This is a genomic window from Pseudoxanthomonas sp. JC1303, assembly GCF_058448525.1.
This window is the reverse complement of sequence record NZ_CP185958.1, coordinates 3,322,846-3,338,830: the sequence shown is the minus strand read 5'-3', so window position 1 is coordinate 3,338,830 and position 15,985 is coordinate 3,322,846. Positions and strand designations below refer to the sequence as shown.

The 15,985-nt window shown below is 68.1% G+C and carries 11 protein-coding genes; 3 read left to right on the top strand and 8 right to left on the bottom strand.

All coding sequences use genetic code 11. The features are described from left to right. Positions 1 to 822: 822 nt before the first annotated feature. Positions 823 to 1,947 carry an inorganic phosphate transporter gene (locus ACORQU_RS15055; RefSeq protein ID WP_491641906.1) on the bottom strand — a complete coding sequence of 375 codons (1,125 nt, stop codon included), beginning with the start codon at positions 1,945 to 1,947 and terminating at the stop codon, positions 823 to 825. Positions 1,948 to 2,023: 76 nt separating this feature from the next. Further along, complete coding sequence (locus ACORQU_RS15050; protein ID WP_271646383.1) at positions 2,024 to 2,650, bottom strand: DUF47 domain-containing protein; 627 nt, start codon at positions 2,648 to 2,650, stop codon at positions 2,024 to 2,026. A gap of 281 nt (positions 2,651 to 2,931) precedes the next feature. Here ACORQU_RS15050 and ACORQU_RS15045 point away from each other — a divergent pair, with 281 nt between their 5' ends. Together ACORQU_RS15045 and ACORQU_RS15040 are read left to right on the top strand one after the other, a co-directional pair. Beyond that, positions 2,932 to 4,248 carry a hemolysin family protein gene (locus ACORQU_RS15045; RefSeq protein ID WP_491641905.1) on the top strand — a complete coding sequence of 439 codons (1,317 nt, stop codon included), beginning with the start codon at positions 2,932 to 2,934 and terminating at the stop codon, positions 4,246 to 4,248. Further along, a complete protein-coding gene (locus ACORQU_RS15040; protein WP_491641903.1) occupies positions 4,229 to 4,873 on the top strand; it encodes an exopolysaccharide biosynthesis protein in 645 nt (214 codons plus the stop codon). Before ACORQU_RS15045 ends, ACORQU_RS15040 begins: the two co-directional genes overlap by 20 nt. 19 nt (positions 4,874 to 4,892) lie before the next feature. On the opposite strand, the gene ACORQU_RS15035 is transcribed toward ACORQU_RS15040, so the two are convergent. The 3 genes from ACORQU_RS15035 to ACORQU_RS15025 are packed head-to-tail and all read right to left on the bottom strand — an operon-like array spanning position 4,893 to position 8,785. Beyond that, the gene (locus ACORQU_RS15035) at positions 4,893 to 7,019 is read right to left on the bottom strand and encodes a putative bifunctional diguanylate cyclase/phosphodiesterase (protein ID WP_491641902.1); all 2,127 of its coding nucleotides are present in this window, start codon (positions 7,017 to 7,019) and stop codon (positions 4,893 to 4,895) included. Continuing rightward, positions 7,016 to 7,951, bottom strand: a complete 936-nt coding sequence (locus ACORQU_RS15030; protein WP_491641901.1) for a phosphate/phosphite/phosphonate ABC transporter substrate-binding protein — start codon at positions 7,949 to 7,951, stop codon at positions 7,016 to 7,018. Before ACORQU_RS15030 ends, ACORQU_RS15035 begins: the two co-directional genes overlap by 4 nt. 39 nt (positions 7,952 to 7,990) lie before the next feature. Then, positions 7,991 to 8,785 carry an RNA methyltransferase gene (locus ACORQU_RS15025; RefSeq protein WP_491641900.1) on the bottom strand — a complete coding sequence of 265 codons (795 nt, stop codon included), beginning with the start codon at positions 8,783 to 8,785 and terminating at the stop codon, positions 7,991 to 7,993. Positions 8,786 to 8,962: 177 nt separating this feature from the next. Here ACORQU_RS15025 and ACORQU_RS15020 point away from each other — a divergent pair, with 177 nt between their 5' ends. Further along, positions 8,963 to 9,790, top strand: coding sequence for an inositol monophosphatase family protein (locus ACORQU_RS15020; protein WP_271646388.1), 828 nt, complete (start codon positions 8,963 to 8,965; stop codon positions 9,788 to 9,790). A gap of 753 nt (positions 9,791 to 10,543) precedes the next feature. Here the strand turns inward: ACORQU_RS15020 and murD are convergent. From murD to ACORQU_RS15005, 3 genes are read right to left on the bottom strand one after another with little or no spacing between them, the layout of a single operon-like run. Continuing rightward, positions 10,544 to 11,932: a UDP-N-acetylmuramoyl-L-alanine--D-glutamate ligase gene (gene murD, locus ACORQU_RS15015; RefSeq protein ID WP_491641898.1), complete on the bottom strand. Its 1,389-nt coding sequence runs from the start codon at positions 11,930 to 11,932 to the stop codon at positions 10,544 to 10,546. Beyond that, on the bottom strand, positions 11,913 to 13,277 hold the full coding sequence (murL, locus tag ACORQU_RS15010) for a UDP-N-acetyl-alpha-D-muramoyl-L-alanyl-L-glutamate epimerase (protein WP_491641897.1): 1,365 nt from the start codon (positions 13,275 to 13,277) through the stop codon (positions 11,913 to 11,915). The genes murD and murL overlap by 20 nt, the downstream gene beginning before the upstream one ends. Continuing rightward, positions 13,270 to 15,867, bottom strand: a complete 2,598-nt coding sequence (locus tag ACORQU_RS15005) for a bifunctional aspartate kinase/diaminopimelate decarboxylase (protein WP_491641896.1) — start codon at positions 15,865 to 15,867, stop codon at positions 13,270 to 13,272. The genes murL and ACORQU_RS15005 overlap by 8 nt, the downstream gene beginning before the upstream one ends. Positions 15,868 to 15,985 lie beyond the last annotated feature (118 nt).

Sequence of the window (15,985 nt, the reverse complement as noted above, 5' to 3'; positions counted from 1 at the left end):
ACGCCTGCGCTTCGCGCAGGTTCGCTACGGGCCGATGGATTTTTGGATGGGACATCCTGTCCCGTCCAAAAACGACGTGCATCCATGCACGTCGCCCTGCGGGTCTTTGCCTCGCCCCTTCGCCGTGCCTCACGGAGGATTTCAGAGCGCAAGCAAAAGCCAGAGCCCTGGCTTTGGCTCTTTACTTTTGCCTTGCCGTTGCCGTTGCCGTTGCCGTTGCTGTTGCTGTTGCTTGAGCTTCACCTGTCTGAGCCGTAAAGCGAGCCGAGCATCGCAGAAGAAGATGGCCGCAGAGTCGCCCTGTCTGAGCGAAGCGAGTTTGGGCGACGTGCCATCTTCTTCGAGAAGCACAGGGCACCGCCGCGCAGCGGCGGCGAGTGTCCGGCGAGTGGCGGTTTTGCTTCCTTTTGCCAAGACAAAAGGAAGTCGCGCCCGCAGGGCGTGAAAGCTCTTGCCTTGCCTTGGCCCCAGCATCGCCACATCGACTGTCTAAGTCGTAAAGCATGCCGAGCATGCGAAGCGAAACAGGGCCGAAGAGTCTGAGCGAAACGAGTTTGGGCAACATCCCTCTGCAGGGAATAAATGTCATCTTCTTCGAGAAGCGCAGGGCACCGCCGCGAAGCCTCGGCGTGCGTCGTCGTTCCCTCTTGAGGAATCGGCGAGCCGCAGTTCCGCCTCCTTTTGCCAAGACAAAAGGAAGTCGCGCCCGCAGGGCGTGAAAGCGCTTGCTCCTGCCCCATCTCGAAAAAAGCCAATCCCCGAATGCAGAACGGGAAGCCCCAAGGCCTCCCGTCCCAGCAATCTGTCAGGCGACAAAAAGGCCTACGCCCACCCCATCACCTGCAACCCCTTCAACATCAGCCACGCAATGGCCCCCGCCGCCGGAATCGTCAGAATCCACGCCCACACGATGCGCTCGATCACGCTGACCTTCAGCGCCTTGGGATTCTTGGCATAGCCCACGCCCATGATCGCCGTGGAAATGCTGTGGGTGGTCGACACCGGCATGCCGAAGTGTGCGGCCGCGGTCAGGATGGTCGCCGAGCTGACCTCGGCGGCAAAGCCGTGGATCGGATGCAGCTTGACCATCTTGTGACCCAGCGTCTTGATGATCTTCCAGCCCCCCGAAGCGGTGCCTGCCGCCATCACCACCGCGCAGGTCAGCACGATCCACAAGGCGACGTCGGCGCCACTGGCCGCCGGGTCCGGATGCAGGAACGACAGCCACGACGGCAGGTCGTTCAGCACCCCGCCCTGCTGGGCGCCGAACAGGGTCAGGGCGATGATGCCCATGGTCTTCTGCGCATCGTTGTGGCCATGCGCATACCCCATGTAGGCGGCCGAAGCGATCTGTGCCTTGCCGAAGAACGCATTGACCCAGCGTGGCCGCGCCAGCCGGCGCAACATGCCGCCGGCGCGACTCATGCCGGCGATGATCGCCCACAGCAGCAGCATCATCAGCACGCCCAGGATGAAGCCGGCGATGGGCGAGGTGATCATCGGCACGAAGACCTTCCACAGCAGGCCCTTGTTCTTGAACCAGCTGCCGGCATGCTGCGACCAGATCAACGCATCCCAGTTGTTGTGTGCGGCGGCCAGCGCCGCGCCGCACAACCCTCCGATCAGGGCATGGCTGGAAGAGGAAGGCAGGCCTTTCCACCAGGTGATCAGGTTCCACACGATCCCGCCCAGCAGCGCGCACAGGATGACCTGGGAGCTGGCATCCACCACCTCGGTGTTGACGATGCCGGTGGCGATGGTGGCGGCCACCGCGGTCCCGGTCAGCGCACCGATCAGGTTCATCACCGCGGCCAGGGCGACGGCCCAGCCCGGGGCCAGCACCTTGGTAGCCACCACCGTGGCGATGGAGTTGGCCGTGTCGTGGAAGCCGTTGATGAACTCGAAGACCAACGCGGCCAGGATCACCACCAGCACGAGCGTCAGCATCGCGGCGCCTCCAGGGAGCACAGGGCGCGACCCGGGATGCCCCGGCCGCAGGGGGAAAGGAGCTGCCACATGACGATCAGGAGTTCTTCAGCACGATCTGGTACACCACCGCGCCGGCTTCCTGGCAACGGTCGATCGCCTTCTCCAGGATCTCGAAAAACTCCTTGAGCAGGAACATCTGCAGGCTGTCCAGCCGGCCCGAGTAGATGTCCCGGTACAGCTCCAGCATCAGCCGGTCGGCTTCGTTCTCCAGCGCGCGCAGCTTTTCGTAGAGCGAGGTGACCTGGTCCAGGTTCATCTTCGGCAGCACGGTGACCATCTGCTGGACCACGCCGGCGGCCTGCTCGAGCATCGCCGCGCGCGGGGCGAAGTCGATGTGCTCCAGGTGGGTCACCGCCAGCGAGTAGCGGTCGGCGAACTTCTCCACCTGCTTGGGGATCTTGTGCAGGGCCGACCCCAGCGCCTCGATGTCCTCGCGCTCGATCGGGGTGATGAAGCTGTCCACCAGCGCCTTGCCGATCTTGTCCGAAGCCTGGCGCTCGCGCTGCCTGGCCAGCTTGAAGGCGTCCAGCGCCGGCTGCCGGTTGGCGCCCTTCATCATGGTGTGCAGGGCCTTGGTGCTGTCGTGCGCGGCGTCGGCCGCCTCGTCGAGCAGGGTGTAGAACTGCTGGCCGGAGCCGAAGATGGTCTGCAGGGAAAACATGCGTCGGGGCACCTGTCGCCGGACGGGGCGACGTCGAAGCCGGCAATTATGACGGTTTGATGACCCCTCGTCACAGTCTGATCGCCTGACACCCTTGCAAGCGCTTGATTCACGTGAGGTTGCCCCACACTGGGTCCCTGACGCCCGCCTTTGCTAGACTCCTCCAGCGCCCTGAACGGGGCGCATCTTATGGACGACGACCCTTACCCCCCCGCGGCCCCCTCGCGCGCCGCCCTCGCCCGGATGACCTCCGCCCCCGCCACTGACCTGGAGGGCGCTGCGTGTTCGAGCTGTTGATCGTCGTTTTCCTGATCATCCTCAATGCCTTCTTCGCTCTGTCGGAGATGGCGCTGATGACCTCGCGCAAGCTGCGCCTGAAGCAGATGGCCATCGAGAGCCGCGGCGCGCGCGTGGCCCTGGCCCTGGCCGAGCATCCGGACAACCTGCTGTCGACCGTGCAGATCGGCATCACCCTGATCGGCGTCCTGGCCGGCGTGTTCGGCGGCGATGCCATCGGCGCGATCATTGCCGGCTGGCTGGCGGGCTGGTTCCCTGGCGCGGAGCACTACACCGTGCCCATCGGCGTCGGCACCGCGGTCACCCTGATCACCGCCGGCTCGGTGATCTTCGGCGAACTGATCCCCAAGCGCTTGGCCCTGACCAATGCCGAGAAGATCGCCGCCGTGGTGGCCATCCCGCTGGACTGGCTCTCGCGCTTCGCCCGCCCGGTGGTGGCCGTGCTCGGCGCGATCAACCGGGGCGTACTGCGTTTGTTGGGCATCAAGGACGACGCGCGCCATGCAGTGACCGAGGAAGAGATCCGCATGCTGGTGAGCGAGAGCCACGAGCAGGGCGTGATCGACGACGACGAGCGCAACATGGTCAACCGCGTCCTGCGCCTGGGCGACCGCACCGCCGACAGCCTGATGACGCCGCGCAAGCGCATCGTCTGGCTGGACGTGGCCGCCCCGTATGAGCACAACCTGCAGACCATGCGCCAGGCCCAGTATTCGCGCTTCCCGGTGTTCCGCGAGAACGACCAGGAGGTGGTGGGCGTGCTGGAGGTCAAGTCGCTGCTCGACCGCATCGCCGACCACTCGCCGGAGCTGTTCACCGAGCTGCGCGAACCGCTGTTCGTGTCCGAATCTACCCATGCGATGAAGCTGCTGGAGATCCTGCGCGAGGAGCAGCAGTCCCTGGCGCTGGTGGTGGACGAGTACGGCGAGATCCAGGGCATGGTGACCCTGGCCGACCTGATGAATGCGGTGATCGGCCGCTACCACCAAGCCGCCGAGAATCCCGATCCGGACGCCCTGGTGGTCACCCGCGAGGACGGCTCGCTGCTGATCGACGGCTCGCTGTCCAACGACGACCTGCGCGAGCTGATGGGCGGCGTGCAGCTGCCCGGCGCGGACGAGCGCGACTACCACACCGCCGCGGGCATGGTGATCGAGCAGTTCGGTCGCATCCCGCATACCGGCGAGCACTTCGAGTGGGCCGGCTGGCGCATCGAGGTGGTCGACCTGGACGGGGCGCGAGTGGACAAGCTGCTGCTGCAGAAACTGCAGGACGAAGACGATGACGACATCGTCGGGTGACGGTTCGGCCCAATCCCACCACGCCGAGACCACCCGCAGCCTGCTCGATGACATGGCGCGTGGCGATCCGGCCGAGCGGCTGCGCCTGGTCGACCTGCTGGCCGACCTGAAGCAGAGCGCCTTCGGCATGCTGCTGTTCATCGGCGTGCTGCCCTCCTTCATCCCCATTCCCGGCGTGGCCGGCGGCCTGAGCGGGCCGCTGGTGATGCTGGTCGGTGCACAGCTGCTGCTGGGCCTGCGTAAGCCCTGGCTGCCGCGCTTCATCGCCATTCGCGGCCCCCAGCGCCAATCGGTCGTGCGCTTCCGCAACGCGCTGGCCAAGCCGCTGCGCTGGTTGGAGAAGGTCGTGCGCCCGCGGTGGGCGGGCATGCTGGACAGCCGTCTGGCGGGCGCGTTCACCGGCCTGCTGCTGCTCCTGCTCGGCGTGCTGCTGGCCTTGCCGATCCCCTTCACCAACTACCTGTTCGGCCTGTTGCTGCTGGTGTATGTGTTCGCCCTGCTCGAGCGCGACGGGATGCTGATGCTGGGCGCGTGGGTCCTGGGCGCGGCGGCGGTCGTGGTGTTCGGCGTCTCGCTCAAGGAGCTGGGCCAGGTCGCGCTGCACTGGCTGCAAACCAGGATGTAGCGCCGTCCCGGCGCGGCGGTCAGACCAGCAACTGGGCGAACTCGCTGTCGTTGAGCGGATACCCCAGCCAGTAGCCCTGGGCCAGGTCGCAGCCGCGCTCGCGCAGCAGGTCGAACTGCCCCTGCTTCTCCACGCCTTCGGCGACCACCGCGATCCCCAGCGAGTGGGCCATGGCGATGATCGCCGTGGTCAGGGCCAGGTCGTCGGGATTGCGCTGCAGGTCGGTGATGAAGCTGCGGTCGATCTTGACCCCGTCCACCGGCACCCGGCGCAGGTGGCTCAGGCCGGAAAAGCCCGTGCCGAAATCGTCCAGCCAGACCTTCACCCCGGCGCGGTGCAGCTTGGCCAGCATCAGGCTGGCGTGGGCCTCGTCGCCGATCACCGCCGTCTCGGTCAGCTCCAGGTGCAGGCGGCCGGCGGACAGGCCGGTTTCCTGCAGCACGCGCGAGACCACCTCGGGCAGGTCGCCGCTGCGCAGCTGTCGGGGCGAGACGTTGACCGAGACGAACGGCAATTCGGCCCCCGACGCGCTGGGCAGGCCCCAGCGTGAGGCCGCGTCGCATGCCGCACGCAGGACCTGCGGGCCGAGCTGCTCGATCAGACCGCTCTGCTCAGCCACCTCGATGAACACCGACGGGGGGATCGCGCCCAGTTCGGGATGCTGCCAGCGCAGCAAGGCCTCGGCACCGACGATCAGGTTGTCGGCCAGTCGATAGAGCGGCTGGTAGACCAGCGAGAGCTCGCCGCGGTCCCACGCCCCGCGCAGCTCGGCCTCCATGCGCACGCGGCGCTCCACGGCCTGATCCATCGCCCGGCTGTAGAAGCGGTAGCAGTTCTTGCCCGCCATCTTGGCCTGGTACATCGCCACGTCGCCGTTCTTCATCAGCGCGGTGGCCCCGGTGGCGTCTTCCGGGAACAGGGTGATGCCCACCGAGGTGCCCAGGTAGACCTGCCGACCCTGCACGCTCAACGGCAGGCTTAGCGCCTGGACCATCTCTTCGGCCAGGGCCGAGGCCGCCTGCCGGACGTCGCCCCCCTGGATCAGGATGACGAATTCGTCGCCACCGAAGCGGGCCACCATGGCGTCGTCGCCGCCCAGACGCTGGACCGCTTCGCGGATGCGCGCGGCGAAATGCAGCAGGACCTCGTCGCCCGCCTCGTGCCCCAGCGAATCGTTGACCCGCTTGAAGTCGTCGATGTCGGCGAACAGCAGGGCCAGGTCGCGACCAGCGACGCGGCCGAGCATGATCCGGTGGTCCAGGCTTTCACGGAACGCCAGGCGATTGGTCAGGCCGGTCAGCGCGTCGGTATAGGCCATGTGCCGCACGTCGCGGTCGTGCCGGGCGATGCTGTCGCTCATTTCGGCGAAGGCGCGGACCAGTTCGCCCACCTCGTCCTGGCGGTCGCTGACCGGGCGCGGCACGTCGTAGTCGCCCACGCCGATGGCCCGTGCCGACTGCGCCAACAAGCGGATCGGCCTCACCAGACTGCGCTGCATGTAGGCCACCAGCACCACACCGACCAGCAACAGCAGGCCCAGCATCGTCGCGATCCAGCCAAAGTGGCGGCGCCCCAGCGCATCCAGCCGCGCGCGCAGCACCTCGGCGGCACGCTGCTCGCTCGTCCGTGCTTCGGCCAGCGAATAGCCCACCCGCACGCCGCCCAGGCGCGAGTCGCCCAACTCGATCACCTGCGAGACCTCCACCACCTTGTCCGACCACTGGGTCAGCAGCCCATTGCTGGCCAGGGCGCGCGCCGCCAGCGGATCCTGCATCGGCTGCCCATAGGAGGCCATGTCCCAGGAGCCGTCGGTGACCAAGTTGCCGTCGTCGTCGTAGACCAGCACGTAGGCCACGTCGGGCTGGCGGGTGGCTTCGCGCACCAGGGTGCCGATGGCGTCCAGGTCGGAGTAATACATGGGATTGGCCAGCGAATCGGCCAACTGCTGGGCCATCGCGGCACCGCGCCGGGTCAGGCCTTCGGAAGCCATCGACTGCACGGCCTGTCGACCGAGCTGGTCCACCTCTTCCTGCATGGCGCGCTGGCGCTGCAGCACCACGGCCATCAGCCCCAGGACCATGACCAGCGCCACGGACAGGCCCAGGGCCAGCTGCGCCTGCAGGCCGAAACGCGTCCGGCGCGTCATTCGATGTGCTCGCGGACGTGGGCCGCAGCCTGGCGGACCCGCTCCAGCGCGCGCAGCGACTCGGCATCCAGATCGAGGAAGCGCGTGGTACCGAAGAAGCGCTTGAGCGCGTCGCTCGCCTGGGGATCGCGCGCGGCGTCCAGCAGCACCTCATGCAGGCGCGCACGCACCTCGACGGGAAGCCCCGAGCGCACCATCTCCACCGCGCGCGGATAATCGTCGCTGCGCGCCAGCACCCGCATGTTGCGGCGGAAGCTCTCGGGCATGCGCCGCGGGTTGTCCCAGTCCAGGTTGCTCAGCGCACCGGCATCGACCATGCCCTTGTCCACCCAGGCGGCGATGTTCAGCTCCGAGCGCGCGAACACGTAGCCAACCGAATCGGCATCGGGCCGATCCTGCGGAGAGAGCAACAGCTCCATCGGCAGGCCGGCTTCCAGCGCCATCGACGCCGGGACCAGATAGGCGCTGGTCGAGCCCACGCCCTGCAGTGCCAGCGCATGGCCACGCAGGTCGGCGACGGAGGTCAGCCCCGAATCGGCGCGCGCGAAGATGATCGTGTGGTACGCGCTGGCCCCGCCGCGCTCGGTCAGCAGGAACGGCTCGGCCCCACCGCGGCGGGCCAGCTCCATGCCGGTGCCGGAGGTTTCGGTGACCCAGTCCACCCGGCCACGGCGCAGATAGCTGCTCATCTGGCGTGCGTCGCGGGCCATCAGGATGCGCCCCCCGGTGATGCCCACATCCCGCATGTGCGCCACGACGTAATCCAGCAAGGGCTTGAGTTGGGCGTAATGCGCCTTGGGGTCGTCGCTGATCCGCCCCAGGACCAGCACGTGGGGGTCGTCGCTGCCTGGCACCGGTGCCGCCATCACCGGCATCGCCATTACCGTCAACAACAGCAGGACACGGACAAACCAGGTACGCAAGGGACACATCGTGCGGCAAATGACGGGCCAGCCTAGCTGAAATGCCCGCTACCCGACAGCGTTTTTCACTCCACCTTCACCCGCGAGCCTGGCCATCCTTTGGGCGTCGGCCAGGATGCCGCGCAGCAGCCGGACCTCCTTCTCGTCCAGGTCGGCGCGCAGGTACAAACGGCGCAGCTTGCGCATGGCCGAGTCGGGCGCGCGCCCCTTGTGGAAATCGATCTGCTCCAGGGTCTCGGCCAGTTGCGCGAAGAACCCTTCAAGCTGCGCATGGGTGGCCAGGTCCGTTCGCGATTCGGGGACGGCGGGCGCAGCCAATACCGCCGGCGCCGCACCACCGCGCAGCGCCAGCCGGGTCTCGTAGGACAGCACCTGGACGGCGGCCGCCAGGTTCAGCGAGCTGTAGTCCGGGTTGGCGTCGATGTGGACCGCCGCGTGGCACAGCTGCAGTTCCTCGTTGGTCAGGCCCGTGCGCTCGCGGCCGAACAGCAGCGCCACCGGCGCCTCGGCCGCCACGTGGGCCAGCCGGCTCGCGGCCTGGCGCGGCGTGTGCTCCTCCAACTGCACGCGGCGACTGCGCGCGGTGCACCCCAGCACCAGGCGGCAGTCCGCCACCGCCGCGGCCAGATCATGGGTGACCACCGCGTCGGCCAGCAGATCGTCGGCGCCGGCGGCGCGACGGTAGGCCTCGTCACTGGGGAAGTCTTCCGGCTGGACCAAAATCAGCTGGGACAGGCCCATGGTCTTGAGCGCGCGCGCGGCCGCGCCGATGTTGCCGGGATGCTGGGTGCCGACCAGCACGAAACGAATGCGTGCGGCGGCGATCGGGTCGATGGAATCCATGGGCGGCAATTCTAGGGGCTGGCGTCCGCCGGCGCGTCCCTGCCCCAGGCGCCAATGCGGCGCCGGACGGCCCGGACCCGGCCGAAATGCTAGAATGCGCGGTCCGGCCGCCGCGCCGGTACTCGCTCTTTCCACCCGCCGCGTCCCGCGCCCTGCCTGTCCTCGAGGTTGTTTCGCATGTTGAATCCCGTCGTCACCGTCATGACCAAGGCCGCACGCATCGGGGGCAACGTGTTGCTGCGGAGCATCAACAAGCTCGACGCGCTCAACGTGGTCCAGAAGGGCCGCATGGACTACGCCAGCGAGGTCGATGCCGACGCGGAAAAGGCGATCATCAAGGAACTGCGCCGCGCCTACCCCGATTACGGCGTGATCGGCGAGGAAGGCGGCGTGGTGCCCGGCAAGAACCCGCGCTACCACTGGGTCATCGACCCGCTGGACGGCACCAGCAATTACCTGCACGGCTTTGGCCACTACTGCGTCTCCATCGCCCTGGTGGACAACGGCGAGCCGACCGACGCGGTGATCTTCGACCCGTTGCGCAACGAGCTGTTCACCGCCAGCCGCGGCGCCGGCGCCCAGCTCAACGAGCGCAAGATCCGCGTGGCCGACCGCAAGGACCTGGGCGCCACGATGATCCACACCGGCTTCCCGCCGCGCGAGCGGGCCCGCGTCGGCGCGCACCTGGAGTGCGTGCGCGAACTGCTCAACCACGCCGAGGATATCCGCCGCACCGGCTCGGCGGCGCTGGACCTGGCCTACGTGGCCTGCGGCCGCGCCGACGCCTACTTCGAGGCGGGCGTGAAGGCCTGGGACATCGCCGCCGGCGTGCTGCTGGTGCGCGAGGCCGGTGGCAAGGTCAGCGACTTCCGCGGCCGCACCCTGGCCCGTATGGACGACGGCACCCAGGCCGAAGGCCGCCAGGTCGTGGCCGGCAACCTGCGCGTGTCCGAGGCGTTGCAGAAGGCGGTGATGCAGTCGGGGTATGCGGCGGCGTTTGCTTGATGGGGGTTGCACGGGGCGCCTGGGCGCATCTGTTCCGGGTTGTTGATCGCGTCAAAGCAAGAGCTTTCGTGCCGCTGCGCAGCCCGACCTACTTTCTTTGCTCGCGCAAAGAAAGGTAGGCAAAGAAACACGCCCCGGGCGGCACGCCTGCGCTGCGCGCAGGTCCGCTGCGGGCCGAGGGATTTTTCGAAGGAACATCCTGTCCCCTCGAAAAACGCCGCACATCCATGTGCGGCGCCCTGCGGGTCTTATCCTCGTCCCTCCGCCGTGCCCTACGGCGGACCTGGAAGCACGAGCAAAAGCGAGGAGCGAAGACCAAAGTCCATGGATGACCAGACATTCGTCTGTTGTAGAGCAACTCCCGCTTTTGCGGGAATGACGATTTGAAAGGGTTGCTGTTGCTGTTGCTGTTGCTCAAGAGCTTCTGCTTTTGAGCCTCGCTTGACCTGTCTGAGCCGTAAAGCGAGCTGAGCATCGCAGGAAGGCGGGGCCGAAGAGGCGCCCTGTTTGAGCGAAGCGAGTTTGGGCGCCGTGCCCCGTCTTCCGAGAAGCGCAGGGCACCGCCGCGCAGCGGCGGCTCGCGTCCCGGCGAGAAGCGGTTTTGGCTACTTTTGCCGCGTCAAAAGTAGCTCGCGCCCGCAGGCGCGAAAGCTTTGCTTCTGCTTCAAAGCTTCTGATTCGGCCTTTGCTCGAAAGCCTTTGCTGCAGAGCCCTTGCCTGAAGGCCTCCAAGCGCCCAACGCGGCGCGACGCCTCAAGCCACGCCCAACCCAGGAATCGCCACGATCGCCTCCGGATCAAACCCCGCGATCCGCGCGAAATCCTTGCCGCGCTCCACGTAGTCCCGGTACATACCGAAGCTCGGCGCACCCGGCGACAGCAGCACCACGCCCTGCCCGCCCAGCATCGCCTCGGCCTGGTGCATCGCCATCGCAAGGTCAGGCGCGGACGCCAGGGCACAACCACCCTCGCCCGCAACCTGCTCCAGCAAGGCGTGGATGCGCGGCCCGTTGGCGCCCATGGTCACGATGCCAAGCGGTGCCTGCGTACGCATCGCATCGGCAAAGCCGTGCCAGTCCAGGCCGCGATCATGGCCGCCGACCAGCAGCGCGATGCGCTGCCCGGCGAAGCACTCCAGCGCCGCCAACGTGGCGTGCGGCGTGGTGCTGATCGAATCGTTGACGTAGGTGACGCCAGCGCGCGCGCCGAGCGTCTGGAGGCGGTTGGGCAGCGGTTGGAAGCTCACCGCCGAAGTCGCCAGCGACGTGGCCTCGATATCCAGCGCCTCGATCGCCGCCAGCACCGCGCACAGGTTGCCGCGGTTGTGGCGGCCGGGCAGCGGCACCGCGCGGGTGTCGAACACCTCGGCATCACCGCGGAACAGCACATCCCCACGCAGATGCCAGCCATCCTCGCGGTTGAACCAGACGATGCGGCTGTCGGGCAGGTCGAGCCGCGCCAGCACCGGATCACGCGCGTTGAGCACGGCCGTGCGCGGCGCCGCGCGCGTCACCAGCGCCAGCTTGTCCTCGATGTAGCGCTGCTCGCTGCCGTGCCAGTCCAGGTGTTCGGGGAACAGGTTCAGCACCACGGCGACTTCCGGCCGCACGCCGCCATCGGCGACCGCGCCGGTCTGGTAACTGGACAGCTCGATCGCCCACAGCTCCGGTGCGGGCTGCGGGTCCATCACCTCCAGCAGCGGCAGGCCGATATTGCCGGCCAGCGCGGTGCGATGGCCACCAGCGCGCAGCAGGTGGGCCAGCAACGCGGTGGTGGTGCTCTTGCCCTTGGTGCCGGTCACGCACACGGTGCGCGCGTCGGGATGCTCTGCGAACCACAGCGCCGTGCCGCCCAGCAGGTGCGCACCGGCGGCCTGCGCCTCCAGGGCTTGGGGCGAATACGGGCTGATGCCCGGCGACTTGATCACCACATCGAAGCCGCCAAGCGCCGCGCCGCTGACGTCAGACCGCGGAAACAGCAGCGCGTCATCCAGCGCTGCGGCCTGCTCGGCTTCGGCGGCGCTGCAGAACAGCGTCAGCGGCTGGGCGGGCAGCCGGCTGCGCAGCAGGGCATGGGCGGCGCGACCTTCGCGCCCCCAGCCCCACAGCGCGATGCGCTGGCCCTCAAGCTGCGAAATTCGCACGCAGTTGGTCCCACAGCGCAGGCGGGATGCGGTGCTCGCCTTCGGGCTGCAGCAGCGGGGCGATCTGCAGTTCGGCCGCGTCCAGCTGCGGGGCGATCTGACGATTGAAGCGCGCCACCAGCGCGTCTTCGCGCCACTCCGGTCGCTGGCCCAGCGCGGCCATCGCCGCGCGCGATTCGCGCCCTTCGCCCACGCACTCGAACGGCTTGTGGTCCTGGTATTCCAGCAGCGCGTCGAAACCGGCCGTCTGCGCCACATCGTCCAGCAGATTGCGGCCGAAGATGTTCAGCAGGCGCGGCTTGGGCATGAAGTTGCTCAGCGCCAGGAACACGAAATGGCACTTGGGACACATGCCGCACCAGCGATTGACCGGACGCTCGCCGAGGATGTGGAAGTTGCGATTGCAGCTGGAGAAATGCGCGTCGTAATGATCGGTCTTGGCGAACTGCCGCGCCACCGCCAGCTCGGACAGCGGCCGCAGCAGCGAGTAGTACGCCAGGTTGGCGGCCACATGACGCTGCACGTGCGCACCGAATAGAGACTCGAACGCCCAGCCCTTGGACCACTGGTGGTTCACCTCGCCCGTGCCGGGGATCAGGCTGCCGTAGCTGGCCGAGCGCTCGTTGGAAAACACCACCTGGTCCACCCCACGCAGCAGCGCGGCCACCACCAGGATCGCCGAGTTGATCGCGGTGACCGGGATGTGGCCGTTGTAGGCGCCCTGACGATTGAGCTCGAACAGTGCCGGCGCCAGCGCGCGGGTGATGTTGAGCGTCGGCAGGCCGGTGCGTGCGGCGCAGGCGGCGATCAGCTGCGAACCGCCGACCCAGCTGACGGTCTGGGCCACGCCCGCCTGGCGCAGCGCCTCGATCGTCACCAGCGAATCCTTGCCGCCGCCGATGGCCACCAGCGCATGCGACGCCAGCCCCAGGGCGGGCGCTGGCACGGTGTCGGCGGCCTCGCTGGCCGGAAAGCGGATGCGCCCGTGCAGGTCCAGCCCGTTGCGGTAGGCGAACTCACCCAGGCCGTGGGTGTAGATGTCCTCCATCATCGCCGCGGTCTCCGCGCCGATGGGCTCGCCTTCGATCACCAGCTCCGGCGGCACGGCCGCCTTGTAGTAGCTGACGCCGGCGATCAGGTGCAGCAGGCGCAGCGCCCGCTGCACGGCGCGCGCGCGCGCGTCGTCCAGCGCGAACGGCGCGCCGGGAAAACGCACTGTTTCCACTAGCTCCGGCCCTTGGTCGAAGGCGTAGCGCAGCCGTGCCTCGCCCGTGGCCGCATCGAAGTCGCAGCCGACGAAACGGAACTGTTTGACGCTCTCGCGCTGGAAGGTCCACTCAGACATCAATGATTGCTTCCTTGGGCAGCTCGCGCTGGTTGTAGGTACTGGCCATGCTGTAGCCGTAGGCGCCGGCATCGGCGATGAGCATGACATCGCCCGGCGCGGTCGCCACCGGCAGCGCGCGACGGCGGCCGAACACGTCGGAGGACTCGCAGATCGGCCCGACCACGTCGAAGGTCGTCGTGTCGGCCTCGTCCAGGCGGCTGAGGTTGAGGATGTCGTGCCAGGCGTCGTACAGCGCCGGGCGGATCAGCGCATTCATGCCCGCGTCCAGGCCCACGCGGCGTACGCCGTCCTTCTCGATCACCTGCGTGGCGCTGGCCAGCAGGACGCCCGACTCGGCCACCAGGTAGCGGCCCGGTTCGATGGCCAGGCGGAACGCCGGATGCACGGCCTTGACCTCTTCCAGACCGCGCGACCAGGCGTCCAGGTCGAAGGGCTCGTCATCGGCGTGGTACGGGATCGGCAAGCCGCCACCGATGTCGATCACCTCGATGGTGCCGATGCGGCGGGCAAAGCCGGCCAGCTCGTCGCACATCAGGCGCCAGTGGCCCTCGGCCTCCACGCCGCTGCCCAGGTGTGCATGCAGGCCGGTGATGGTGATCCCCAGCGTCTGCGCCAGTGCGACGAACTCGTCGATGCGCGCGGCGGACAGGCCGAACTTGGACGCCTTGCCGCCGGTGTTGACCTTCTCGTGGTGGCCATCGCCATGGCCCAGGTCCACGCGCAACCACAGCGTGCGGCCTCGAAAGATCTCTGGCCAGCGCTGCAGGGCCTCGACATTGTCGAGCGTGACATTGACGCCGAGGGCGAAGGCGGCCTCGTACTCGTGCCTGGGCGCGAAGCTCGGGGTGAACAGCACGCGCTTGGGATCCAGCTCCGGCACCGAGGCGAACACCAGCTTCAGCTCGCCGTGCGAAACGCACTCCAGGCCGAAGCCTTCCTCGACCAGCGTGCGCAGGATCGCCGGGTGCGAATTGGCCTTGATCGCGTAGTAGCGATGATCGATCTGCGGCATCGCGGCCAGCGCGCGGGCGCGCGCGCGCACGGTCGGCAGATGGTAGGCGTAGGTCGGCGTGCCGGCCGGGGCCAGCCCCAGCAGCGCCTCGCGCTGATCGCGCCACCACGGCGTCGGGCGCGGACGCACCGCGCCGTTGAGCTCGCGCCAGCGCAGGCCGAACACGCTGGTCTCCTCCACCGGCATGGCGCCGCTGTCGATCAGTTCGCCATGCAGGATCGGCAGCAGGCCGTCGGCATCGGCCTCGTCGATGACGAAGGTCAGGTTCAAGTCGTTGGACGACTGCGAGATCAGGTGCACGCGCTCCTTGCCGAACGTTGCCCAGACATCGGACAGCTTGTGCAGCAGCGAGCGCATGCCGCGCCCGACCAGGGTGATGGCCGCGCACGGCGCGATCACCTTGACCCGACAGATCTCGGCCAGGTCCGAGGACAACGCGGCCAGCACGTCGGTGCTGACCAGGTTCTCGGACGGGTCCAGCGACACGGTGACGTTGGTCTCCGACGAACCGATCAGGTCCACCGACAGCCCATGCTTGCGGAAGCGGTCGAACACGTCGGCCAGGAAGCCCACCTGCTGCCACATGCCGATGCCTTCCATCGACACCAGCACGATGCCGTTGCGGCGGCTGATCGCCTTGACGCCCGGCACGGTCAGCGCCTCGCCGTCGATGCTGGTCCCGGGCAGCTCGGGGCGCTCGGTGTCCAGGATCGCCATCGGCACGCCGGCGTCGCGGCACGGCTTGATCGAGCGCGGATGCAGCACCTTGGCGCCGGTGGTGGCGATTTCCTGGGCCTCGAAGTAATCCAGGCGGGTGAGCAGGCGCGCGTCCGGCACTTCCTTGGGATTGGCGCTGAACATGCCCGGCACGTCGGTCCAGATCTCCACCCGCCGGGCCTTGAGCAGGGCGCCGAAGTAAGCGGCCGAGGTATCCGAGCCACCGCGGCCCAGCACGGCCGTGCCGCCGTCGCCGTGGCGGGCGATGAAGCCCTGGCTGATTAGCAGCCGCGTGGGCTGGGTGTGGAAGCGCGCGCGCCAGTCGTCGCTGCCGCGCGGATCGCACGACACCGACAGGCGCTGCGCCCAGGCGCTCTGGTTGGGGATGGCCATGGCGTCGAGCCAGTCGCGCGCATCGCACCAGCCGATATCCAGGCCGCTGGCCGCCAGGTAGGCGGCACCAATCGTGGAGGACAGCAGTTCGCCCTGGCCCAGCACCTCGGCCTGCCAATCCAGCGCACGCGCGGCCGCGCGCGGATCGACCGCCAGCGCGCGCAACGCGGCCAGGCGCTGCCCCAGCACCGCCTCGGCATCCAGTTCCAACTCTGCCAGGAACTCGCGATGGCGCAGCTCCAGCGCGGCCACCCGCGCCTCGGTATCGGCGGCGCCGTCGGCGATCGCGGTGAGCTCGTTGGTCACCCCGGACAGGGCCGAGACTACCACCAACACCCGCGCGTCATGCTCCTGCGCCCGTTTTTTCGCCAGCATCCCGATGGTGTCCCAGCGATGACGACGCGACACCGAGGTGCCGCCGAACTTGAGCACGATCCAGCGATCGTTCGGGGGGGAAGCTGACATGGGGTGAGTGGGGTTCACGATTGGGGAGGAAAACCCGCCCGCGTGGGCGGAACCCCCGATTCTAATGGAACCTCCCGACCGGGGCGTGCTATCAACCACCACAGGGCGTTCCGCGCGC

Excerpts from the sequence above, each read along its gene's own strand:
- ACORQU_RS15040 (WP_491641903.1), top strand. The coding sequence starts at position 4,229 with ATGACGACATCGTCGGGTGACGGTTCGGCCCAATCCCACCACGCCGAG.
- murL (WP_491641897.1), bottom strand. The coding sequence starts at position 13,277 with ATGTCTGAGTGGACCTTCCAGCGCGAGAGCGTCAAACAGTTCCGTTTC.
- ACORQU_RS15050 (WP_271646383.1), bottom strand. The coding sequence starts at position 2,650 with ATGTTTTCCCTGCAGACCATCTTCGGCTCCGGCCAGCAGTTCTACACC.
- ACORQU_RS15030 (WP_491641901.1), bottom strand. The coding sequence starts at position 7,951 with ATGTGTCCCTTGCGTACCTGGTTTGTCCGTGTCCTGCTGTTGTTGACG.
- ACORQU_RS15005 (WP_491641896.1), bottom strand. The coding sequence starts at position 15,867 with ATGTCAGCTTCCCCCCCGAACGATCGCTGGATCGTGCTCAAGTTCGGC.
- ACORQU_RS15020 (WP_271646388.1), top strand. The coding sequence starts at position 8,963 with ATGTTGAATCCCGTCGTCACCGTCATGACCAAGGCCGCACGCATCGGG.
- ACORQU_RS15055 (WP_491641906.1), bottom strand. The coding sequence starts at position 1,947 with ATGCTGACGCTCGTGCTGGTGGTGATCCTGGCCGCGTTGGTCTTCGAG.
- ACORQU_RS15035 (WP_491641902.1), bottom strand. The coding sequence starts at position 7,019 with ATGACGCGCCGGACGCGTTTCGGCCTGCAGGCGCAGCTGGCCCTGGGC.
- ACORQU_RS15025 (WP_491641900.1), bottom strand. The coding sequence starts at position 8,785 with ATGGATTCCATCGACCCGATCGCCGCCGCACGCATTCGTTTCGTGCTG.